The sequence below is a fragment of the Sphaerisporangium perillae genome (assembly GCF_023276435.1).
Lineage (GTDB): Bacteria > Actinomycetota > Actinomycetes > Streptosporangiales > Streptosporangiaceae > Sphaerisporangium > Sphaerisporangium perillae.
In genome coordinates this window covers 19,343-37,967 of the sequence record NZ_JALLPO010000031.1, presented here as the reverse complement: position 1 = coordinate 37,967, position 18,625 = coordinate 19,343, and the positions used below count along the sequence as shown (strand labels likewise).

The 18,625-nt window shown below is 71.9% G+C and carries 19 protein-coding genes; 12 read left to right on the top strand and 7 right to left on the bottom strand.

What is annotated here, in order from left to right:
* Positions 1-105 precede the first annotated feature (105 nt).
* On the top strand, positions 106-603 hold the full coding sequence (locus tag MYF83_RS27975) for a MarR family winged helix-turn-helix transcriptional regulator (protein ID WP_248963779.1): 498 nt from the start codon (positions 106-108) through the stop codon (positions 601-603).
* On the opposite strand, the gene MYF83_RS27970 is transcribed toward MYF83_RS27975, so the two are convergent.
* Together MYF83_RS27970 and MYF83_RS27965 are read right to left on the bottom strand one after the other, a co-directional pair.
* A complete protein-coding gene (locus tag MYF83_RS27970) occupies positions 568-1,119 on the bottom strand; it encodes a DUF1003 domain-containing protein (protein ID WP_248963708.1) in 552 nt (183 codons plus the stop codon). The two genes, MYF83_RS27975 and MYF83_RS27970, sit on opposite strands and share 36 nt — an antisense overlap.
* Positions 1,109-2,398 (bottom strand): magnesium transporter MgtE N-terminal domain-containing protein, encoded by a 1,290-nt coding sequence (locus tag MYF83_RS27965; protein WP_248963707.1) that lies wholly within the window; start codon positions 2,396-2,398, stop codon positions 1,109-1,111. Before MYF83_RS27965 ends, MYF83_RS27970 begins: the two co-directional genes overlap by 11 nt.
* Positions 2,399-2,540: 142 nt before the next feature.
* Between MYF83_RS27965 and MYF83_RS27960 the strand changes: the two genes are divergently transcribed.
* Positions 2,541-3,560, top strand: coding sequence for an EamA family transporter (locus MYF83_RS27960; RefSeq protein WP_308201510.1), 1,020 nt, complete (start codon positions 2,541-2,543; stop codon positions 3,558-3,560).
* A 366-nt stretch (positions 3,561-3,926) separates the two neighbouring features.
* Here the strand turns inward: MYF83_RS27960 and MYF83_RS27950 are convergent, their stop codons facing one another.
* On the bottom strand, positions 3,927-4,496 hold the full coding sequence (locus tag MYF83_RS27950; RefSeq protein ID WP_248963705.1) for a biotin transporter BioY: 570 nt from the start codon (positions 4,494-4,496) through the stop codon (positions 3,927-3,929).
* A gap of 147 nt (positions 4,497-4,643) precedes the next feature.
* On the opposite strand from MYF83_RS27950, the gene MYF83_RS27945 reads away from it, so the two are divergent.
* Positions 4,644-5,582, top strand: coding sequence for an HpcH/HpaI aldolase/citrate lyase family protein (locus tag MYF83_RS27945; RefSeq protein ID WP_248963704.1), 939 nt, complete (start codon positions 4,644-4,646; stop codon positions 5,580-5,582).
* A gap of 22 nt (positions 5,583-5,604) precedes the next feature.
* Here MYF83_RS27945 and MYF83_RS27940 read toward each other — a convergent pair whose 3' ends face one another.
* The gene (locus tag MYF83_RS27940; protein WP_248963703.1) at positions 5,605-6,177 is read right to left on the bottom strand and encodes a DUF6529 family protein; all 573 of its coding nucleotides are present in this window, start codon (positions 6,175-6,177) and stop codon (positions 5,605-5,607) included.
* Positions 6,178-6,327: 150 nt separating this feature from the next.
* Complete coding sequence (locus MYF83_RS27935) at positions 6,328-7,020, bottom strand: hypothetical protein (RefSeq protein WP_248963702.1); 693 nt, start codon at positions 7,018-7,020, stop codon at positions 6,328-6,330.
* A 151-nt stretch (positions 7,021-7,171) separates the two neighbouring features.
* On the opposite strand from MYF83_RS27935, the gene MYF83_RS27930 reads away from it, so the two are divergent.
* Both MYF83_RS27930 and MYF83_RS27925 read left to right on the top strand, forming a co-directional pair.
* On the top strand, positions 7,172-8,308 hold the full coding sequence (locus tag MYF83_RS27930) for a CPBP family intramembrane glutamic endopeptidase (protein ID WP_248963701.1): 1,137 nt from the start codon (positions 7,172-7,174) through the stop codon (positions 8,306-8,308).
* A 276-nt stretch (positions 8,309-8,584) separates the two neighbouring features.
* Positions 8,585-11,839, top strand: a complete 3,255-nt coding sequence (locus MYF83_RS27925) for a WD40/YVTN/BNR-like repeat-containing protein (protein ID WP_248963700.1) — start codon at positions 8,585-8,587, stop codon at positions 11,837-11,839.
* Here MYF83_RS27925 and MYF83_RS27920 read toward each other — a convergent pair.
* Positions 11,829-12,236, bottom strand: a complete 408-nt coding sequence (locus MYF83_RS27920) for an NUDIX hydrolase (protein WP_279340138.1) — start codon at positions 12,234-12,236, stop codon at positions 11,829-11,831. The two genes, MYF83_RS27925 and MYF83_RS27920, sit on opposite strands and share 11 nt — an antisense overlap.
* A 27-nt stretch (positions 12,237-12,263) precedes the next feature.
* Here MYF83_RS27920 and MYF83_RS27915 point away from each other — a divergent pair, with 27 nt between their 5' ends.
* The 7 genes from MYF83_RS27915 (at position 12,264) to pqqE (ending at position 17,474) form a co-directional block, all read left to right on the top strand.
* Positions 12,264-12,944: a DUF6758 family protein gene (locus MYF83_RS27915; protein ID WP_279340137.1), complete on the top strand. Its 681-nt coding sequence runs from the start codon at positions 12,264-12,266 to the stop codon at positions 12,942-12,944.
* Positions 12,945-13,062: 118 nt separating this feature from the next.
* The gene (locus tag MYF83_RS27910) at positions 13,063-13,785 is read left to right on the top strand and encodes an MBL fold metallo-hydrolase (RefSeq protein ID WP_248963697.1); all 723 of its coding nucleotides are present in this window, start codon (positions 13,063-13,065) and stop codon (positions 13,783-13,785) included.
* A 1-nt stretch (position 13,786) separates the two neighbouring features.
* The gene (locus MYF83_RS27905) at positions 13,787-14,695 is read left to right on the top strand and encodes a RecB family exonuclease (protein ID WP_248963696.1); all 909 of its coding nucleotides are present in this window, start codon (positions 13,787-13,789) and stop codon (positions 14,693-14,695) included.
* 305 nt (positions 14,696-15,000) lie between these two features.
* Complete coding sequence (locus tag MYF83_RS27900; protein WP_248963695.1) at positions 15,001-15,156, top strand: hypothetical protein; 156 nt, start codon at positions 15,001-15,003, stop codon at positions 15,154-15,156.
* A gap of 190 nt (positions 15,157-15,346) precedes the next feature.
* Positions 15,347-16,033 (top strand): pyrroloquinoline-quinone synthase PqqC, encoded by a 687-nt coding sequence (gene pqqC / locus MYF83_RS27895; RefSeq protein WP_248963694.1) that lies wholly within the window; start codon positions 15,347-15,349, stop codon positions 16,031-16,033.
* Positions 16,030-16,287, top strand: a complete 258-nt coding sequence (gene pqqD / locus MYF83_RS27890; protein ID WP_248963693.1) for a pyrroloquinoline quinone biosynthesis peptide chaperone PqqD — start codon at positions 16,030-16,032, stop codon at positions 16,285-16,287. The genes pqqC and pqqD overlap by 4 nt, the downstream gene beginning before the upstream one ends.
* Positions 16,284-17,474 carry a pyrroloquinoline quinone biosynthesis protein PqqE gene (gene pqqE, locus MYF83_RS27885; RefSeq protein WP_248963692.1) on the top strand — a complete coding sequence of 397 codons (1,191 nt, stop codon included), beginning with the start codon at positions 16,284-16,286 and terminating at the stop codon, positions 17,472-17,474. Before pqqD ends, pqqE begins: the two co-directional genes overlap by 4 nt.
* 159 nt (positions 17,475-17,633) lie before the next feature.
* Here the strand turns inward: pqqE and MYF83_RS27880 are convergent, their stop codons facing one another.
* Positions 17,634-18,512 (bottom strand): alpha/beta fold hydrolase, encoded by an 879-nt coding sequence (locus MYF83_RS27880; protein ID WP_248963691.1) that lies wholly within the window; start codon positions 18,510-18,512, stop codon positions 17,634-17,636.
* Positions 18,513-18,625: the final 113 nt, after the last annotated feature.

Genomic DNA, 18,625 nt, shown 5'->3' with positions numbered 1-18,625 from the left:
CCAGGGCCGATCCTACGAACTCCGCCTCCCCCTCTGGGGCTCAAGAGACACCAATAGGGAGGTGTGGGTGCTTATACAACCTTCTAGGATGACCGCGTGACGTCCATGACGGCGGAGATCACTCCGCAGCCGCTCATCGTCTGGCGCATGTTGCAACGGGCCCAGGTGCAGATAACGCGGAGCCTGGAGGTCGAGCTGCTGAGCGCGCACGACCTGGCCCCTGCCGCCTACGACGTGCTGCTGCAGCTCTCGGAGGCCACCGGCCGGCGGCTGCGCATGAACGATCTGGCCGAGCGGGTGCTGCTGTCCCGCAGCGGGCTGACGCGGCTGATCGACCGCCTTCAGCGCGACGGGCTGGTCGAGCGCGAGGCCTGCACGAGCGACGCCCGCGGCCTGTTCGCGGTGCTCACCGAGGCGGGCGAGCGCCGTCTCGGCGAAGCCACCCCCACCTACCTGCGCGCCGTACGCGGGCAGTTCCTCGATCACTTGGAAGAGGAGGAGCTGCGGCAGTGCGCCGCCGTGCTCACCAAGCTCTTCGCCCGCTGCTCCCTGGAAGCCCCCTCGGACTCACCGGGCGCCGCCGGGGTCCCCGCCGGAGCCTGAGGGATCCGCGTACGGGTGGCCGTCGTCGTGCCGGGAGCCGTCCTGCCGGGCGGCCGGCTCGCGTAGGTCCTCCAGCAGGTGCTCCAGCTCGCCCCTGATGTAATCGCGGGTCGCGAGCTCGCCCATGGCGAGGCGCAGCCCGGCGATCTCCCTGGTGAGGTACTCCACCTCGGCCTGGTTGCGCTCTGTGGTCATCCGGTCCTGTTCGCTCTGCACGCGGTCGCGGTCGGCCTGGCGGTTCTGGGCCAGCAGGATCAGCGGGGCGGCGTACGAGGCCTGAAGTGACAGGATCAGCGTCAGGAAGATGAAGGGGTAGGGGTCGAAGGCCAGGTCCCTCGGCGCGAGGATGTTCCAGATCACCCAGACGGCGATGAAACCGGTCATATAGACCAGGAAGCGCGCGGTGCCTAGGAAGCGGGCGATCCGTTCGGACAGGCGCCCGAAGGCCTCAGGATCGTAGTGCGGTCGAATGGTGCGGCGGAGCTCCCGGGGCTGGTCCAGCCGGTCAACCGCCACCGCTCACCTCCGGCGCGCCGTCCTCGTCCGGCTCCGGGGACCCGGGGCCGGCGGCCTGCTCGTCCCGTTCGCGCCAGCCGGGGGGCAGCAGATGGTCGAGCACGTCGTCCACCGTGACCGCGCCGACGAGCCGCCCGAGCTCGTCCACCACCGGAGCCGCCACCAGGTTGTAGGTGGCCAGGTACGAGGTCACCGCGGGGAGGGGCAGGTGCGGGCGGATCGGGTCGATGCTGCTGTCGATCGCCCCGCCCACCAGAGAGGACGGCGGTTCGCGCAGGAGCCGCTGGAAGTGTGCCACGCCCAGATACTTGCCGGTGGGGGTCTCCGTCGGCGGACGGGCGACGTACACCTGGGCGGCGACGGCCGGGGTGATGCCCTGGCGGCGGATCTGGGCGAGGGCCTCGGCGATGGTGGCGTGGGGTGGCAGCACGACCGGCTCGCTGGTCATCATGCCGCCCGCGGTGTTCTCGGCGTAGGTCAGCAGCCGCCGGACGGGGGCGGCCTCGCGGGGCTCCATGCGGGCCAGCAGCGCCTCGGCCTGCGCGGGCGGCAGGTCCTGCAGCAGATCGGCGGCGTCGTCGGGGTCCATGGCGGCCAGCACGTCGGCCGCCCGCTCGGCGTCCAGCCTGCCGAGGATGCCGATCTGGTCGCGCTCGGGCATTTCCTCCAGCACGTCGGCGAGCCGTTCGTCGTCCAGGGCGGCGGCGACCTCCGCCCGCCGCTTGTCGGGGAGGTGGCGCAGGGCGTTGGCCAGGTCGGCGGGGCGCGTCTCCTCGAAGGCGGCCAGGAGGTTGGCCGCGCCCTGGTCCGCCTGCACGGAGCCGAACCCGGCGACGTCCGCCCAGTCGACGACCAGCGTCACGCCGCGCCTGCGGCGCAGCCCCCGGCCGGTGCCGCCGCGCAGCACGGCCACCTTGGTGACGAGCCACTCGCCGGTCCGGCTCTGCTCCATGGCGAGGTCGAGCACGGTGACCTTCTCGCCGTCGATCTCGACGGTGAGGTCCAGCATCTCGCCGATGGCCAGGGACTCGGTGGAGTGCTTCTCGAAGCGCCGCAGGTTGATGGTGCCGGTGAAGATGACGGCGTCGGCCTCGATGTTGCGCACGCGGGTGATGGGGAGGAACACCCGCCGCCGTGGCTGGACCTCGACGACCAGGCCGTGCACGCGGGGCGGGTCGTTGGGGCGCATGGCGACCACGACGTCCCGGGCGCGCCCGATCTGGTCACCGGCGGGGTCGAACACCGGGGTTCCGGCCAGCCGGGCGACGAAGATCCTCACTACCGCAGCGTACGAGGTCGCGCGGGACGAGACGCGTCCGGCCCCCGTAAAAGCCGTCTCAACGTACGGTCGCGCCTTGATCTGCTCGAAGGCCGTATGACAGCATCAAAAGCACTTAACGGTCATTACGGGATGGTGGCGTATGAAGGGCGGGGCGCTGGCGATCGCGGCCGTGTCGGCCTGGTGCTTTGGATTCTCCGGATCCATGGCGAAGCTGGTCGGCCTGGGCGGTCTGACGCCTTTGCAGGCTGTATGGGTGAGGATGGCGGGTGCCGCCGTGCTGCTCATCGCCATCGTGGCGGCGTTCCGGCCCAAAGCCCTGCGCGTCCCGAAGGGCAAGCGGGGGTTCTTCGCCGCGTACGCCATGATCGCCGTGGCCGGAGTGCAGGCGGTCTTCTTCATCGCCATCACCCGGCTGCCGGTCGGGGTGGTGCTCCTGCTGGAGTACACCGCGCCGGTGCTGGTCGTCTTCTGGGTGCGGTTCGTCCGGCACGTACGGCTGCCGCGCTCGGCGTACGTGGGCGCGGTGATCGTGCTCGCCGGGCTCGGCGTCGTCGTCGAGATCTGGCACGGGATGAGCCTGGACGGCATCGGGGTGCTGCTCGGCCTGATCGGCGCGGCGTGCTGCGCCGGCTACTTCCTCATGAGCGACGGCTTCGGCGACGACGTCGACCCGCTCGGGCTCATCGCCTGGGGCCTGGCCGGCGCCGCCGTCGTCCTGGGCCCGCTCTCCCGGCCTTGGGACATCCCCTGGGCGGCCTTCGGGACGGTCGTGACGGCCAACGGCCTTACGATCCCGGTGCTCGCCGCCGCCCTGTGGCTGATCGTGGTGGCGACCGTCCTCGCGTACATCACCGGAGTCATCGCCGTCCGGCGCCTGTCGGCCGCGATCGGGGCCACCGTGGCGTCCCTCGAGGTCGTCACCGGCGCGGTGATCGCCTGGGCACTGCTCGCCGAGCGGCTCGGCGTGGCCCAGATCGCGGGCGGGGCGATCGTGCTCGCCGGAGCCCTGCTGGCTCAGACGGCGACGGCGGGCGTCAGCCGAACGATCGAGGAGCCGGCCGCCCAGCGAGCCGTCAGCCCCTCGGCGTCGACGGCGTTCAGACGGTCCTTGGCCAAGGCGGCCACCGCACCCGCCTCGGTCTCCGACAGCGCCGACTGATCGACCACCTCGACCCCGGCCTCGAAGGAGACCAGTTCGGCCCCGTTGTCCTTGCTGCGCAGCGTCACCCGCACGCGGGAGGCGTCGGCGAGGCCGGGGAGCGACTGCTCCTCCCCGCCGGTGACGACGTAGATCGCGCCGTCGTGCCAGACGTGCCACGCCAGCCGGTCACGGCCGGCCAGGGAGATCCACAGAACGCTCGACTTCTTGGCGCCCTCTTCGATCAGCGACAGGCTCACACCAGCAATGTACGGCCGATGGGCCCGGTGTGGCGCGGTCCGGGGGCAGGGATGCGCCGGCCGGCGGTGCCCTGCCCGATGCCCGCAGGGCCCCCGCACGAGGCGGGGTGCCGTGCGGAGCGCGGACTCAGCGGCCGGCGAGCTTCCACGCGGCCGGGAGCAGACCAGCGGCGGCGAGGACCTTGATGGTGTCGCCGATCAGGAACGGCACGACACCGGCCGAGAAGGCGGCGGGCAGGTCCAGACCGGTGGCCACCATCAGCCAGGGAAGGCCGACCGCGTAGATCAGCAGGGTGCCCAGCGCCATCGTGGCCAGGGTGCGCCCGGGGGTGCGGTCGCCGCCCCGGCTCGCGAGCGCGCCCACCACCGACGCGGCGAGAACGAACCCGACGACGTAGCCCAAGGTGGCGTTGCCGCCCGAGGGCGCGAACCACGGCACGCCGAGCTGCCCGATAGCCAGGTACAGCGCCATGCCGAGGAAGGCTCGCGGGAGGCCGAGCGCGGCGCCCGCCAGCAGGACGGCGAAGGTCTGCAGCGTGAACGGCACGGGGGTCCCGGGCAGGGGGATGCTGACCTGCGCGGCCACCCCGGTCAGGCCGGCCGCCCCGATGACCAGCGCGATGTCCCGGACGAGCTTGCCGGGAATGAAGTCGGACAGTACGGCGGGCCGGAGTACCGCGGAGGCGTCAGAGGCCATTGCTATCTCTCCCTTTACCGAGGTTAGGTGTCCATTGTCGCGACACGCACCCAGAAAACAGTACGAGGTCCGCGCCAAGAACCCGCGACCCCCTTTGTGACGGCCCCACAGGCACATAGGGGTGCACCAGGGGGTTACCGTGTGCGCATGCGATCTCGGCGTTCGTGTCTCGCGGTGCCCGGCAGCAACACGCGCTTTCTTTCGAAGGCGCAAGGCCTGCCCGTCGACGAGGTCTTCCTGGACCTGGAGGACTCCGTCGCACCGGGTGCCAAGGAGCAGGCGAGGAAGAACGTCATCGAGGCCCTGCTCACCGGCGACTGGACCGGCAAGACGCGGGTCGTGCGGGTGAACGACCTGTCCACCGCCTGGACCTACCGCGACGTGATCGAGATCGTCGAGGCGGCCGGGGACGCGCTCGACTGCCTGATGCTGCCCAAGGTCGAGGACGCCGTCCAGGTCGCCTGGCTGGACATGCTGCTCACCCAGATCGAGAAGGCGATCGGCCTTCCGGTCGGCGGCATCGGCATCGAGGCCCAGATCGAGAGCGCCCGCGGACTGGTCAACGTCGACACGATCGCCGCGGCGTCGCCCCGGCTGGAGACGCTGGTGTTCGGGCCGGCCGACTTCATGGCCTCGATCAACATGCGCAGCCTGGTCGTCGGGCAGCAGCCGCCCGGCTACACCGAGGGCGACGCCTACCACTACGTGCTGATGCGCATGCTGATGGCCGCCAGGATGCACGACCTGCAGGCCATCGACGGGCCGTACCTTCAGATCAAGGATCTCGACGGGTTCGCCAAGGCGGCGCACCGGTCGGCGGCGCTGGGATTCGACGGCAAATGGGTGCTCCACCCGACGCAGATCGAGTCGGCCAATGCGATCTACTCGCCCACGCAGGAGGACTACGACCACGCCGAGCTGATCCTTTCCGCCTACGAGCACGCCACGACGGTGGACAGGCGCGGCGCGGTGATGCTCGGCGACGAGATGATCGACGAGGCCTCCCGGAAGATGGCCCTGGTCATCGCCGCGAAGGGGCGCGCGGCCGGGCTCGTGCGGACCAAGTTCTTCCAGCCGCCCGCCTGAGAGCCATTCCTTCGGCCGCCCGTTAGAACGTGATGCCGAACGTGGTGAAGAACCAGAACGACGACGTCAGCCAGAGCCCGGTGAGCGCGGTGAAGGCCAGCCCGCCGAGCACGGGCAGCGTCCAGCCGGGCAGGTCCCGCTTCGGCAGCGAGAGCATCTTGGCGACGAACACGCCATAGAAGAACGTGCCGAGCAGCGAGTGGACGAGCACGCGCGGCACGTCGAACTGCGCCCCGAGGGCGTACAGGCAGTGGAACGCCACCGGCACGGACAGCACGAACGCCAGGCGGCCCGACCAGCGGTGCAGCGTTCCGGTCCATGGCGGCGCCTGAAGTCCCGGGATCTTGCCGTACATCGCCAGGGCGGAGATCACCTGGACGATCGCGAGCACGAAGGCGCCGGTCGCCAGCCACGACTTCATGGCCTGGGCTCCGGAGAAGCCGGCCGGCCCCACGGCGTATCCGGTGGGGGTGTGCTCGCGCCCGTAGACGCCGAGGGCGACGGCCACCAGGCCGCCTACCAGAAGCGGCACGAGATAGGGCGCGCTGCTCTGCTTGCGCGCGGCGTCATTTCGCGGGATCTGGGGGACGGTCATCGCAGGCGTTCCTTGTCGGGAGATCGGAAAAATGGGAAAGGTCGGAAAGGCCGGGAGGCGGAGATCGGAAGGGGCGGGAGATCGGGAAGCGAGATCGGAAAGGCCGGGAGGTCGGGAAGCGGGGGCCGAGGGCCGGGGAGGTCGCGGGGGTCAGAGTTCGTCGATGAAGGCGTCGGTGTCCTCGGGGCTCAGCCGCGTGCCCTCGACGTCCACGGGGGAGCCGGGGGTGAGCTTCGGAGCCTGGTAGGGGGAGTCGCCGATGTCGACGAGCCCGACCTGCTGCCCGTTCGGCAGGATGATCCAGCCGCCGACGGCCTTGGCGCCGCGCACGATGGCGGTCGCGCGGTAGAGGCCGGAGGGCTTCTTCACGAGCGGAGCGGTGAAGCGCCATTTGGCCTTGCCCACCTGGAGCGTGCCCTTGGCCTTGCCGTCGCCGAGCGCCGCGGTGATCAGCGAGCCCTTGCCGGTGAGCGTGACGGTGTTGTCCTCGGCGGTGCCCTTCAGCCAGGACTCGATGCGCCCGTCGCAGAAGTAGGCGATCGCCTTCCCGTTCTTGATCGAGAGCGCCACCAGGCCGCCGTTGCCCTGGGCCACGCCCGCGTAGTCGGCGCGCTTCGGGGTCGGGGCGGCGGCCTCGGTCGCCTCGCCGGTCGCGGTGGCGTCGCCGGTCAGTGCCGTGCTGGTGGGCTCGGGGGCCACCTTGGTGGTGGCGCGGGCGTCCGGGATGCCGGAGGAGGCCGCCGCGTCGTCGGTGCGCGGCGTGGTCTGGACGCTGAGAACGGCGAGCCCGAGGGCCAGGACCACCCCCGCGGCCAATGTGTGATAGGGCCCTAGCCGTTTCATGATCTGCTCCTGAAGGATGTCGGTTGTCGCTTGCAGCTTCGGCGGTTCCGCGGGCGGCGTCTATGGACTAATGCGCACAAGGCGGTGCCCGGCATGGGAAGTTCTCGCTGAGCGGCGGGCGACCGCCGGGCAGGAGGAAGGTGCGAGGAGAATGACGTATATGCACGATCCGTCACAGGCGCACCGGCCGCAGCCGGAGCCGGGGCCCGCGGGGCCGGGACCGGCGCCGTACCATCCGGCGCCGGGGCCTGCGGAGGGTGCGCCGTACTCCCCGGAACCGGCGGGCCAGGTGCCCGCGGAGGGTGCGCCGTACTACCCGAGGCCCGCGGAGGGTGGGCCGTACTATCCGGGGCCGGAGGCATGGCGGGCGCCGCCGGCTCCGGCGGCCCGGACGGTGCCTCCGCCTCCCGGCACGCGGTACGACCACCTGGCGCGTACGCGTCTGAACCGCTGGTGGCGCCCGGTCGTGGGGACGGCCGTCATCGCCGTCGCGTTCGTGGGCATCGGCCTGATCGTGATCCTCGCGGGGTCGGTGATCGCGGGGATCGTGGGCATTCCGCTGGTCATGTCGGGGGACCGGCTGTTCGGCGACCCGGTGTTCGAGCTGAGCGTCCTGCTGCTGTCGATCGCGGCCGTCCTGCCGGTGGTGTTCCTGACGGCGTGGCTGACCCAGCGCCGTCCGCCGGGCACGCTCTCCTCCGTTCTCGGGCGGTTGCGCTGGCGATGGTTGCTGGTGTGCCTGGGGGTGGCCCTCGTGGCCCTGATCCTCGGGCAGACCGCCATGGTGGCGACGTACGCCGTGACCGGGGAGGACCTCGGGAACCTCTTCGGCTGGGTGGGATGGGAGCGGTTCCTGCCCGGACTGGTGGTCATCCTCGTGCTGGTGCCGTTCCAGGCCGCGGCGGAGGAGTACATGTTCCGCGGCTGGGTGATCCAGGCCTTCGGCGCCTACTTGCGGACTCCGTGGCCGGGCATCCTGCTCGGCGCCGCCCTGTTCACCTCGCTGCACGCCTACACCGACTGGGGCATCATCGACGTCTTCAGTTTCGGCGCCCTGATGGGCTGGCTCGCGGTCCGCACGGGTGGCCTGGAGGCGCCCATCGCGCTGCACGTGGTCAACAACGTCGTGAGCTTCCTGCCGGCCGCCGCCGCCGGGGAACTGGGGGACGCGCTACGGCAGGGCGCGGTGCCGTGGCAGGCGCTGTCGGGCACCGTGGTCCAGTTGGCATTTTTCACGGTTGTGGTCGTAATAATCGCCCATAAGCGGTCAATCCAGACTGTCTCTTGATAAATCTGACTAGAGAGGTCTCGCCAGAAGGGCCCTCGGCATGTTGCCCTGGAAGGTGTGCGGGCCGGCGGTCGGCTCCAGGGAGGTGCGCGGTGGCGGCGAGGGTGAGAAGCGGCCAGTGTCCTACCCAGTTATGTGATCATTGGGCAGGGATTGGGTATCGGTACGATCGCAAGTGATCTGTTTCCGATGCTATGGATGCGCTGGAGTTCGGTGGAACGGTCCCGAATCATGGCCTTCAGACTGGGTTAGGCTGCCGACGAGGAGGTGCTGAGCGTGGTCTCGGGCCCCCACGACCCGCGCTCGTCATGGCGGTCGGCGGACGACGACGCCGATCGCGATAGCACGTCACGCCCTTCTGGGCCCTCCCAGGCCCGAACATCCCCACGGGTTCTCCACCATTCCCCGCCGGATCCCTCCGAGAACCGCTCGCGTGGCCTGCCCCTGGACTCCCCGTGGGCCCTGCCGCCCTTCGGCGCGCCCACTCCGGACGAGCGTTCCCCCGCGGCCGAGGACCAGGACCACGCCCAGCCGCCGAGGCCGTCCTCGGCGGGACGCCACCCCTACGCGCGGCCGTACAGCGGGGCGAGCGCGGAGCCCCGCCACAGCTCCGGACGGCCCTCGCCCGAACCGCAGGAGGAGACCTCCTCCGGCTGGGCGCCCGAGGCCCCCTACGACCCGCGTACGAGCGACCCGCAGGCGAACGAGCCTCCCGAGGGGGAGCCGGCCTGGCCGCCGCGGCGCATCGTGAATCGCCCGGACAAGCTCGTCGCCTCCGGACCGCCGCGCAAGCCGCCCCGTACCTCCGCGCCGCCGCGCACGCCGCCCCGTACGTCCGGATCGCAGGGAATCTCGCGTGAAGCGCCGGACATCAGGGTCGAGCCGAGCATCCCGGCCGAGCCCGAGCCGTCGTCCGGGACGGCACGGGCGGCGGCGCCCGGCGAGCCCTCTGCGTCCGGCCTCACCACCGGCAGGCGCTCGAGATTCGACATCGACCCCGAGGCGCCGTCCACCCCCGGCGAGCACTCCGTGCCCGGCGCCACATCGGAGGAGCGGATCGGACGACCCCCGGCGGGACGCCCGGCGCGGCCCGACATCCTCGTCGCCTCCGGCCCGGCGCGCCCACGCGGCGGCGGGCGTGGCCGCCACCACCGCGACCAGGCCGCCAGCCGCCCGCCACGCCAGGGCCGCCGGCCCGGGCAGGGCCGCCCAGCCCGGTGGCGCGGCCCCGGACGGGGCCTGCTGACGCCGATCTTCGTGGTGGTCGTGCTGCTCGCGGCGGCGGGCCTCGGGCTGGTGATCGTGAACTGGGTGAACTCCCCGGTGAGCTCCGGCCTGCGGCTCGCGGCCGGCGACGGCGGCTCGGGCGACCAGGCGTTCGTCGCCCCGCCGGGCATCAGCGGCAACGGCTCGAGCCAGGTCCTGAACGCGGTCACCTCCGTCGGCTCCACCGTGGTCGCGGTGGGCAGTGACACCACCAGCCCGGTGCCCAGACCGCTCTTCCTCGTCTCGGCCGACCGCGGAAAGTCGTGGGAGCTCGGCCGGGTGACCGGGCCCGCCGGATACCAGCCCGCGGGCTCGGCGGGGCTGGTCACCGGCGGTGCGGGCCGCTGGCTCGCCGCCGGCACCGAGGCGCCCGGAGCGGCAGGGCCCTCCGCGAGGGGAATGTGGACCAGCGCCGACGGGCGTTCCTGGACGGCGGTCGACCCCTCGCGGCTGTCCGCCTTCTGGAGCGGCGACCGGATCACCGACGTGGCCCGGACCGCCGGCGGCTTCGTGGCCGTCGGCTCCACCACCCTCCAGGACGGCGGGTACGGCCCCGTGGCCTGGGTGTCGCCGGACGGGCAGAGCTGGACCCGTGTGGACACCGGCGAGATCGGCGCCACCGACAAGGTGCGCGCCATCCGGGCGGTGGTGGCGAAGGGGGACGCCGTCGTGGCGCTCGCCGATCCCGGCAAGGGCGACACGACCTCGGTCATCCTGCGCTCCCCCGACGGCGGCAGGACCTGGCTGCGCACGGCCGCCGCCCTGCCCGGCGTACGGCCCGAGCCGGGTGCGCTCGCCGTGGCCGACCAGGGATTCCTGCTGGTGCCGACCCTGCAGAAGTCCGACGCCGGCGAGGTCCGGGTCTACTGCTCCGACCTCGGAGACGAATGGCGCCAGTGCGGGGTGATCGGCGGGCTCGGGCGCGAGGCGACCGGCGTGCGCGGCCTCGCCTCCTCCGCGGCCGGGGTCGCGGCGGTCGCCGAGTCGGGCTGGGAACGGTACGCCGTCTTCACCAGCGCCGACGGCAAGAACTGGACCGAGAGCACCGACCTCGGCCAGATCCCCGGCACGCTTCGGGGCCTCGCGATCACCGACGCCGGCACCCTGGTGGCCGCCGGCGACCAGCGGGCAGGCGGCCTGGACAACCTCCCGGTGCTGATGATGGCCGACAAGGGGAAGCCGGCCGCTCCGGTGCCGCTCGCGCAGATCAAGGGGCTGACCCGATCCGCGCGGGACACCGCCGCGCTGGTCGCGGCGGGCGAGTCGTTCGTCGCGGTCGGCTCGGTCAAGGGCGACGCCGGCATCTGGACCAGCGCGACCGGCCAGAGCTGGAAGGCCGTGAGCTCGCCGGCCCTCGGTGGCTCGGGCCGGCAGGCGATCAACGACGTGGCCCACGGCCCGCATGGGTGGCTCGCGGTGGGGAGCACCACGGCCGACTCCGCGTTCGTCCGGCCGCTGCTCGCCACCTCCAGCGACGGGCGGTCCTGGCGGCAGGCGCCGGAGTCGCCGGCGCTCGGCGCGTCCGGGCGGTACGCCGTGATGCCGCGCGTGGTCACGGCCGGCCCGCAGGGGTACGTGATGGCCGGGGACGACAGCGGTCCCGGCGGTGTGGTCGCGGCGCTGTGGTTCTCGCCGGACCTGCGGCGCTTCTCGCGGTCGGCGCCGCAGAGTCTCCCGGCGGGCGGCGCCGACGTGCGCATCGAGGACGTGGTCGCCACCGAGCACGGCTACCTGGCGGTCGGCGGGTCGGGATCGGCCGGGAGCACGTCCGGCGTGGTCTGGGCGTCCGACGACGGGCTCAACTGGACCGCGCGCAAACGGGTGATCCCCGAGGGCGCCCGCTCGGCGAGCCTGCGGAGAGTGGTCCTGCGTGATCAGGAGCTCGTGGCGGTCGGCGGCGCGACCAACGAGAAGGGCGTGGAGCAGCCGTTCGCGGCCGTCTCCTCCGACGACGGCGTCACCTGGCACTACTCCTGGCTCCCCGCCGAGGAGGCCGCGGCCGTGCTGGACGTGACGACCTCCGACTCCGGCCTGGTCGCCGTCGGCTCCTACGGCCCGCCCGCCACCGGGGACAGCGCGGTGTGGACCTCCCCGGACGGCCGCGACTGGCAGCGGCACACGCTGACGGGCGACGGGATGACCGGCGAGGGAGCCCAATGGCTCGGCGCGATCGCCGTGATCGGCGACAGGGTCGTGGCCGTCGGGCGCTCCACGACCTACACCTCCGACCACCTGACCCTGTGGCGGACGTCCTTCAGCCGCTGAGGCCGGCGGCGACGACCCGCCAGGCGACCAGAACGTCCAGGAGCCCGGCGGTGAGCGGGAGCCGCGCGAGGTCGCCCGGGGCGAACCAGCCCACGGCGGAGGCGTCGTCGCCCGCACGCGGCGTGCCGGCCACCGGGGTCGCGAAGTAGTCGTGGATCTCGTAGATCACGCCGCCGGGCCCGGGACGCTCCACGGTGCCCGCCGGCTCGCCGACGACGGCCGACAGGCCCGTCTCCTCCAGCAGCTCGCGGGCCAGGGCGCCGGCGTCGGACTCGCCCGGCTCCACCCTGCCGCCCGGCAGCGACCACAGGCCCTCACCCGGCGGGTGCCCGCGGCGGATCAGCAGCAGCCTGCCCGCCTCGTCGACCATGATCCCGCCCACGCACCGCACCCGCATACGCCAAGATTACGCTGCGATAACGGGATGCCCCTTGACTTATCCGCGCCGACGGAAGCACCGTGGGTAACTGTGAGAGCCGCGCCCACCTGCCCTCGGTGTTTCGGCACGCTGCGCCCACCCAGCGCATGGTCCAGCGCTTGGCGTTGTGGTGTGCACGGCGCCGTCCTGCCCTTCCACGCCAGGCGCCCGTCCGTCGAGGCGCTCGACGTGGTCCGCAAGGATTCCCGCGTGCCGTTCTGGCTACCGTGGCCGCTGCCGCCGGGATGGCTGGTGACCGGCTTCGGCGACGCCGGGGACGAGCGCACGGGCGTCCGCGCCGGGGTGGTCGCCTGCTCCGGGCCGTCGGTCACCCACGGGCCCGCCGACCTGGTCATCGTGGCGGAGGAGCCCGGCATGGGGCTCGGCGCCGCGTTCGCCGGGCTGGACGGCCCCGACCCCGGCCCCGGGTTCGACGCCGGCCCGCCCAACGCCAAGATCGACACCCTCGGGCACCCGACGGCGCTGTGGTGGGTCGAGGGCCTGGCCGACCGCGCCGTGTACGTCGGGGAGGCGATGGGCGACTGGCTGTGGGTCATCGGCTGGCCGGCGGAGGCCGGGTGCCTGGTGGCGCTGACCCAGTTCTCGCTCCGTGACCTCAGGGAGCAGGACCAGGAGCTCGACCTGCCCTACGGCGCGTTCTCCCCCCGGCTGGGCGAGGAGCCATGACACCGGCGGCCCCGGCGCCGCGCAGGGACCGCCGGAGAGGGACGTCCCGTACAGATCGTCCTCAACCTGATCCGTGTACTTATCGAGACCGGTACGAGTGTTCGGTAAGGTCGTGGCCGTGACAGCGCGTATCGAGCGAGTGGTGACCGAAGGCGTCGTGACGATCGACGGCGCCGAATACAAGGTCGAGAACAACACCTGGATCGTCGGCGACGACGAGGAGGTCATCGTCATCGACCCCGCGCGCGACGCGGAGACGATCCTTTCCGAGGTGGGCGAGCGGGAGGTTCTCGCGGTCGTCTGCACCCACGGCCTGCCCGACCATGTGGCGGGCGCCATCGAGGTGGCCGCCCGCGACGAGGCGGTCGTCGCCCTCAACCGCAAGGACCGCCAGCTGTGGCGCGACACCTGGCCTGAGACCTACCCCGACATCGACATGGAGGACGAGGGCATCTTCGGCGTCGCCGACGTCGAGCTGGAGGTCATCGCCACCCCGGGCGTCACCCAGGGCGGCGTCTCCCTGTACGTCGAGGCGCTGGGCGTGGTCTTCACCGGCAAGACGCTGCTGGCCGACGGGCCCGGCAAGCTCGGCGGCGAGTATCCGGCTCTCGCCGACCAGCTGACCGCGATCGGAGAGCGGCTGTTCACGCTGCCGGCCGACACGCGCGTGCTGCCCGCCCACGGCGAGGAGACCAGGATCGGCGAGCAGGAGCCGCACTTCGACGACTGGCTCGCCGGGTCGCTCACCGGCGCGGACACCGGCCCCACCCCCGCCGCCGTCGAGGCGCCGCTGTCCGACGGCACACGCGTCTCGGGCATCAAGCTCAACTTCGACGAGTGACGTGCTGCAACTCGGGCTCGAGGGCATGCCCCGGCGGCTCTACTCCTGCACGCCGTCGAGGCTGAACACCTGGCTCGACTGCCCCCGGCGCTACCGGTTCACCTACCTCGACCGGCCCGCGCCACAGAAGGGCCCGCCGTGGGCGCACAACAGCGTGGGCGCCTCGGTCCACAACGCGCTGGCCGGATGGTGGCGCGAGCCGTACGAGCGCAGGACCTCCGCCATGGCGGGGATCCTGCTCACCAAGGGGTGGATCACCGAGGGCTTCCGCGACCAGGAGCAGTCCACGGTGTGGCGCGACCGGGCGCGGGCCATGGTCTCCGGCTACACCAGCACGCTCGACCCGTCCGACGAGCCGGTGGGCGTCGAGCGCACCGTCGCCACCCGCACGCCGGTCATCGCGGTGTCCGGCCGGGTCGACCGCATCGACCGGCGCGGTGACGAGCTGGTCATCGTCGACTACAAGACCGGCAGGCGCCCGCTGACCGAGGACGACGCCCGCTCCTCGCTCGCGCTGGCGATCTACGCCGTGGCGTCCTCACGAGTGCTGCACCGGCCCTGCCACAAGGTCGAGCTGCACCACGTCCCAACGGGTTCGATCGTCCAGTGGGAGCACAGCGACGAGTCCCTCGCCCGCCACCTGCGCCGCGCCGAGGAGATAGCCCAAGAGGCCTCGGAAGCCGACGAACGCTACCGCGATTGGAAGACCGCCTCTCGCGACTCCCGCACGGCCTCCGGTCCCGCCGGCTCCGGGGGCGGTCCGGCTCCCGTTCCGCCGGAGATCGACGCGAGCTTCCCGCCGCGACCCGGCCCGGTCTGCTCCTGGTGCGACTACCGCCGCCACTGCCCCGAAGGCCAGGCGGCCGGATCCGCACGCCAGCCCTGGGACGCCCTGGCGGACCCCGACTGACCGATCACCGCTGCTTGCGCGCGCCGCACGCTGACCTGATGGACTTCGAGACCTGGCTGCGGCGCGAGGGCAAGGCGAAATTCGAAGCCCTGCTCGCGACCGAGGCGGCGAGGTGACGGCTGAGCTGCGCCGCCTGGAGGGCGTATACATCCGATGAAAAACTAACGAATCGCCGAAACGCTCCCCAATATCGACCGGCCTGACGTACACATCGGATGTCTTCTCGGCAAAGTGCGGTGACATCACCCGGCGAAACCGGTCATAACGGGAGTAGCCCTTCGAGCAGGGAAGGCAGGTGCCGGCTCATGGCGCAGTCGAAGGACCAGAGCGCGCCGCGCCCACCGCGGCGCATCCACGGCAGACGCAGAAAGCCCAGGGGCGAGCAACAGACCTGGCACAAGCCCGACTACCGCATCGTCGAGGCCTCCATGGAGATGTCGGCCTACTTCCAAACCCGCTGACCCCTCACCTGGATCGTCGCCGCCAGGAGCACCCCGGACGGCAAGGCGGGAACGGGAGCCGGGAGGGAAGGCGGGAAGGCGGACGTCGGACGGGAAGGCGGACGCCGGACGGAAGGCGGGAAGGCGCACGCCGGTCGGCAAGGGAGGAACGGGAGCAGGGAGGGAGGAACGGGGGACGGGTGATCGAGTCGTGAGGGCGTTGACGGCCGGGGAGTTCGAGGCTCGGTTGCGTGCGGTTCCGGGGGAGCGGTACCACGATCGGCATCCGTTCAACCTGCGCATGCACGCCGGGGAGTTGTCTCCCGGCGAGATCCGCGGCTGGATACTCAACCGCTTCCACTACCAGCGGCACATCCCGATCAAGGACGCGCTCATCCTCGCCAAGCTCCCCACCCCGGAGTTGCGCCGCGTATGGATCCGCCGCATCCACGACCACGACGGGCAGCGCGCCGGTGAAGGCGGCCTCGAGCGCTGGCTGCGCCTCGGCGAGGCCGCCGGCCTGGACCGCGCGCTGCTGCTGTCCGGAGAGGGCGTGCTGCCGGGCGTCCGGCTCGCGGTGGAGGGATACGTGAACCTGTGCCGCCTCGGCTCCCCGGTGGAGGCCGTGGCGGCGTCCCTCACCGAACTGTTCGCCCCTGACCTGATGCGCACCCGCATCGACGCGTTCGAGCGTCATTACGGGTGGATCGACCCCGAAGGGCTCCGGTATTTCCGCGGCCGGATCAGCCAGGGCGGCCGGGACGGCGAGGAGGCGCTCGCCCTGGTCCTCGACCGGGCCAGGGACCGCGCCGACCAGGAGAGGGCCGTGGCCGCGCTCGCGTACAAGTGCGACGTGCTCTGGTCGCTGCTGGACGCCGTGGAGCGGGGGTATCGATGACGGGCCGGCGCCCGGCGCTCGCCGCCTCGATCATGATGCGGCACGACGCCGTACGGGACGCCGATCTGCTGGTCATGCCCGAACGCATTGTCGTGCTGAACGACCAGGCGGCCTCGGTCGTACGGCTGTGCGACGGCACCCGCACGGTCGCACAGATCATCGACGAGCTGACCGCCGCCTTCCCCGGCGGTGCTGTGGCCACCGACGTCCCCGAGTTCCTCGACAGGGTCCGAGCGGAAGGATGGCTACGATGACCACCTCGCAGAGCCGCCGGCTCTGCGATGACCAGCGCCAAGAGCGCATGCTTCCTTGGGCCATGCTGGCGGAGCTCACGCATGCGTGCCCGCTGCGCTGCCCGTACTGTTCCAACCCGCTGGAGCTGATCAGCCGCTCCCGCGAGCTGGGCACCGAGGACTGGACGCGGGTCATGGCGGAGGCCGCCGCGCTCGGTGTCGTGCACGCTCACCTGTCCGGTGGCGAGCCGCTTCTGCGCGCCGACCTGCCGGAGATCGTCACGGCGGCGGATGGGGCCGGGATCTACACTCAGCTCGTCACCAGCGGCGTCGGGCTCAGCCGCTCGCGGCTGGACGGGCTCGCCGCCGCGGGACTGCGCAGCGTCCAGCTCTCGGTGCAGGATGCGACGGCCGAGAGGTCGGACCGCATCGCGGGCGCCCGGTCGTTCGCCGCCAAGGAGCGGGCCGCCCGGCTGGTGCGTGACGCGGGCCTGCCGTTCGGGCTGAACGTCGTGCTCCACCGGCACAACCTCGACTCCATCGACGAGATCATCGCGCTGAGTGTCGCCTGGGGCGCAGATCGGGTGGAGCTGGCGAACACGCAGTTCTACGGCTGGGCGCTGCGCAACCGGGGCGCGCTGCTGCCGACCCGTGATCAGTTACGGCGGGCCGAGGACAAGGTCGCCGTCTGGCGTGCCCGGCTGGCGGGGGAGGTCCGGCTTGTCTGGGTCGTTCCCGACTATTTCGAGGGCGTGCCCAAGCCTTGCATGGGCGGCTGGGGCGCGGTGTCGCTTACGGTCGCCCCGGACGGGGCCGTGCTGCCCTGTCCCGGCGCGTACGTCCTGCCGGGCCTGGAGTTCCCGAACGTGCGCGAGCGCGGTCTGCGGTGGATCTGGGAGGAGTCGGCGGCGTTCAACGCCTATCGGGGCACGGCCTGGATGGGCGACCCCTGTTCCACATGCCCACGCCGTGACGTCGACTTCGGCGGGTGCCGCTGCCAGGCGTACGCGATCACCGGCCGGGCCGACCGCACTGATCCGGCGTGCGCGCTGTCCCCCGACCACCACCTGATCCAGACGATCACCGCGAAGTCCGCACCCCCCGAGCACAACGCACCGCCCGCGGAGCCGGGCCCTGAACAAGGTGTGCCAACCGCGGGGATGGGGTCGGAGCATGGGGTGCTGTTCGCTTACCGGCGCCATCGGTGAGTGCGGTGTCCAGGCGCGTTGGCCGGTTGCCCTGCGTGGGGTGACGGCGTCGCCGTGGCACGCGGCTTCGACGTGGCACAGCGTCTTGGCTTCGACGTCTTTACGTCGGGTCGATGGCCGGATCAGGTCCCGACGAGGGGGATGTCCGGCTCGTTCGGGTCAGGTGTTGTGGAGCAGGTGGTCTTCTGCCTGGTTCCAGAAGCGGGTCAGGGCGTGTGCGGTCGTCTCGGGGGCTTCCACGGCGGGGGAGTGGAGGGCGCCGGGGACCACGACGCATTCGGCGTCCAGGCGTTTGGCCATCTCGGCCTGGCTGCGCGGTGACCAGCCGTCGTCGTGTTCCCCGTACAGGACCAGGGTGGCCACGTCGACCTCTCGCAGGTCGTCGAGCCGGTCGGCGGCCTCGAGGACCTGTTCGGCCATCGTCATCAGGGCGGTCGGCGAGTTGGCGAACAGCCGCTTGCGCAGGAACGCCAGGATGTCGTCGGGCACCCCGGCGACGATGGCCTCCGGCTCCAGGCGGTGCGTCCACAGGTGTTCCAGGCCGACCTCGGGCAGCTCGCGGAGCATGGCGCGGCATGCCTTCTCGCGGGGGCCGGTGATGCCGGCCGGGCCCGAGCTCATCAGCGTGAACGAGGCGAGCTTGGTGGCTCCGCCGATCACCGCTTCGCGGGTCACGAGCCCGCCGAACGAGTGACCGACGAGGTGGACGGGCTCGCCGCCGCCGACGACGGCGGCCACGCTGTCGATGTCCTCGCCGAGAGCCTCACAGGTGTAGGCCGCCGGGTCGTCGGGCCCCTCGCTCTCGTACTGACCCCGCATGTCGATCGCGACGACGCGCCGCCCGGCCTGGGCGAGCGTCTGGAAGATCGCGATGAAGTCCTCCTTGCTGCCGGTGTATCCGGGCACCAGCAGGGCGGGCCATCGCTCGGGGATGCCGCTGACCGGGAGCGCCTCCAGGGCCGCGAACGTGCCCGCAGGCGTCTCGATGCGCTGTGGACGGACACCGGGAGGCAGGGTCAGGAAGCGCGGCGTGCTCACGCGGCACCACGATACTGAGGATCCATCCTGGCAACACCGTCAAACGTTCTACGTCGGTTGCGTGGTTGACTTTCCACTCTCTCACCTGATCGGATGGCGCTTCACCGCGCGCC

What these genes read in the sequence shown, in the direction of transcription:
- MYF83_RS27975 (WP_248963779.1), top strand. Translation starts at nt 106, where the DNA reads ATGACGGCGGAGATCACTCCGCAGCCGCTCATCGTCTGGCGCATGTTG.
- MYF83_RS27960 (WP_308201510.1), top strand. Translation starts at nt 2,541, where the DNA reads ATGAAGGGCGGGGCGCTGGCGATCGCGGCCGTGTCGGCCTGGTGCTTT.
- MYF83_RS27950 (WP_248963705.1), bottom strand. Translation starts at nt 4,496, where the DNA reads ATGGCCTCTGACGCCTCCGCGGTACTCCGGCCCGCCGTACTGTCCGAC.
- MYF83_RS27945 (WP_248963704.1), top strand. Translation starts at nt 4,644, where the DNA reads ATGCGATCTCGGCGTTCGTGTCTCGCGGTGCCCGGCAGCAACACGCGC.
- MYF83_RS27940 (WP_248963703.1), bottom strand. Translation starts at nt 6,177, where the DNA reads ATGACCGTCCCCCAGATCCCGCGAAATGACGCCGCGCGCAAGCAGAGC.
- MYF83_RS27935 (WP_248963702.1), bottom strand. Translation starts at nt 7,020, where the DNA reads ATGAAACGGCTAGGGCCCTATCACACATTGGCCGCGGGGGTGGTCCTG.
- MYF83_RS27930 (WP_248963701.1), top strand. Translation starts at nt 7,172, where the DNA reads ATGACGTATATGCACGATCCGTCACAGGCGCACCGGCCGCAGCCGGAG.
- MYF83_RS27920 (WP_279340138.1), bottom strand. Translation starts at nt 12,236, where the DNA reads ATGCGGGTGCGGTGCGTGGGCGGGATCATGGTCGACGAGGCGGGCAGG.
- MYF83_RS27915 (WP_279340137.1), top strand. Translation starts at nt 12,264, where the DNA reads ATGCCCCTTGACTTATCCGCGCCGACGGAAGCACCGTGGGTAACTGTG.
- MYF83_RS27900 (WP_248963695.1), top strand. Translation starts at nt 15,001, where the DNA reads ATGGCGCAGTCGAAGGACCAGAGCGCGCCGCGCCCACCGCGGCGCATC.
- pqqD (WP_248963693.1), top strand. Translation starts at nt 16,030, where the DNA reads ATGACGGGCCGGCGCCCGGCGCTCGCCGCCTCGATCATGATGCGGCAC.
- pqqE (WP_248963692.1), top strand. Translation starts at nt 16,284, where the DNA reads ATGACCACCTCGCAGAGCCGCCGGCTCTGCGATGACCAGCGCCAAGAG.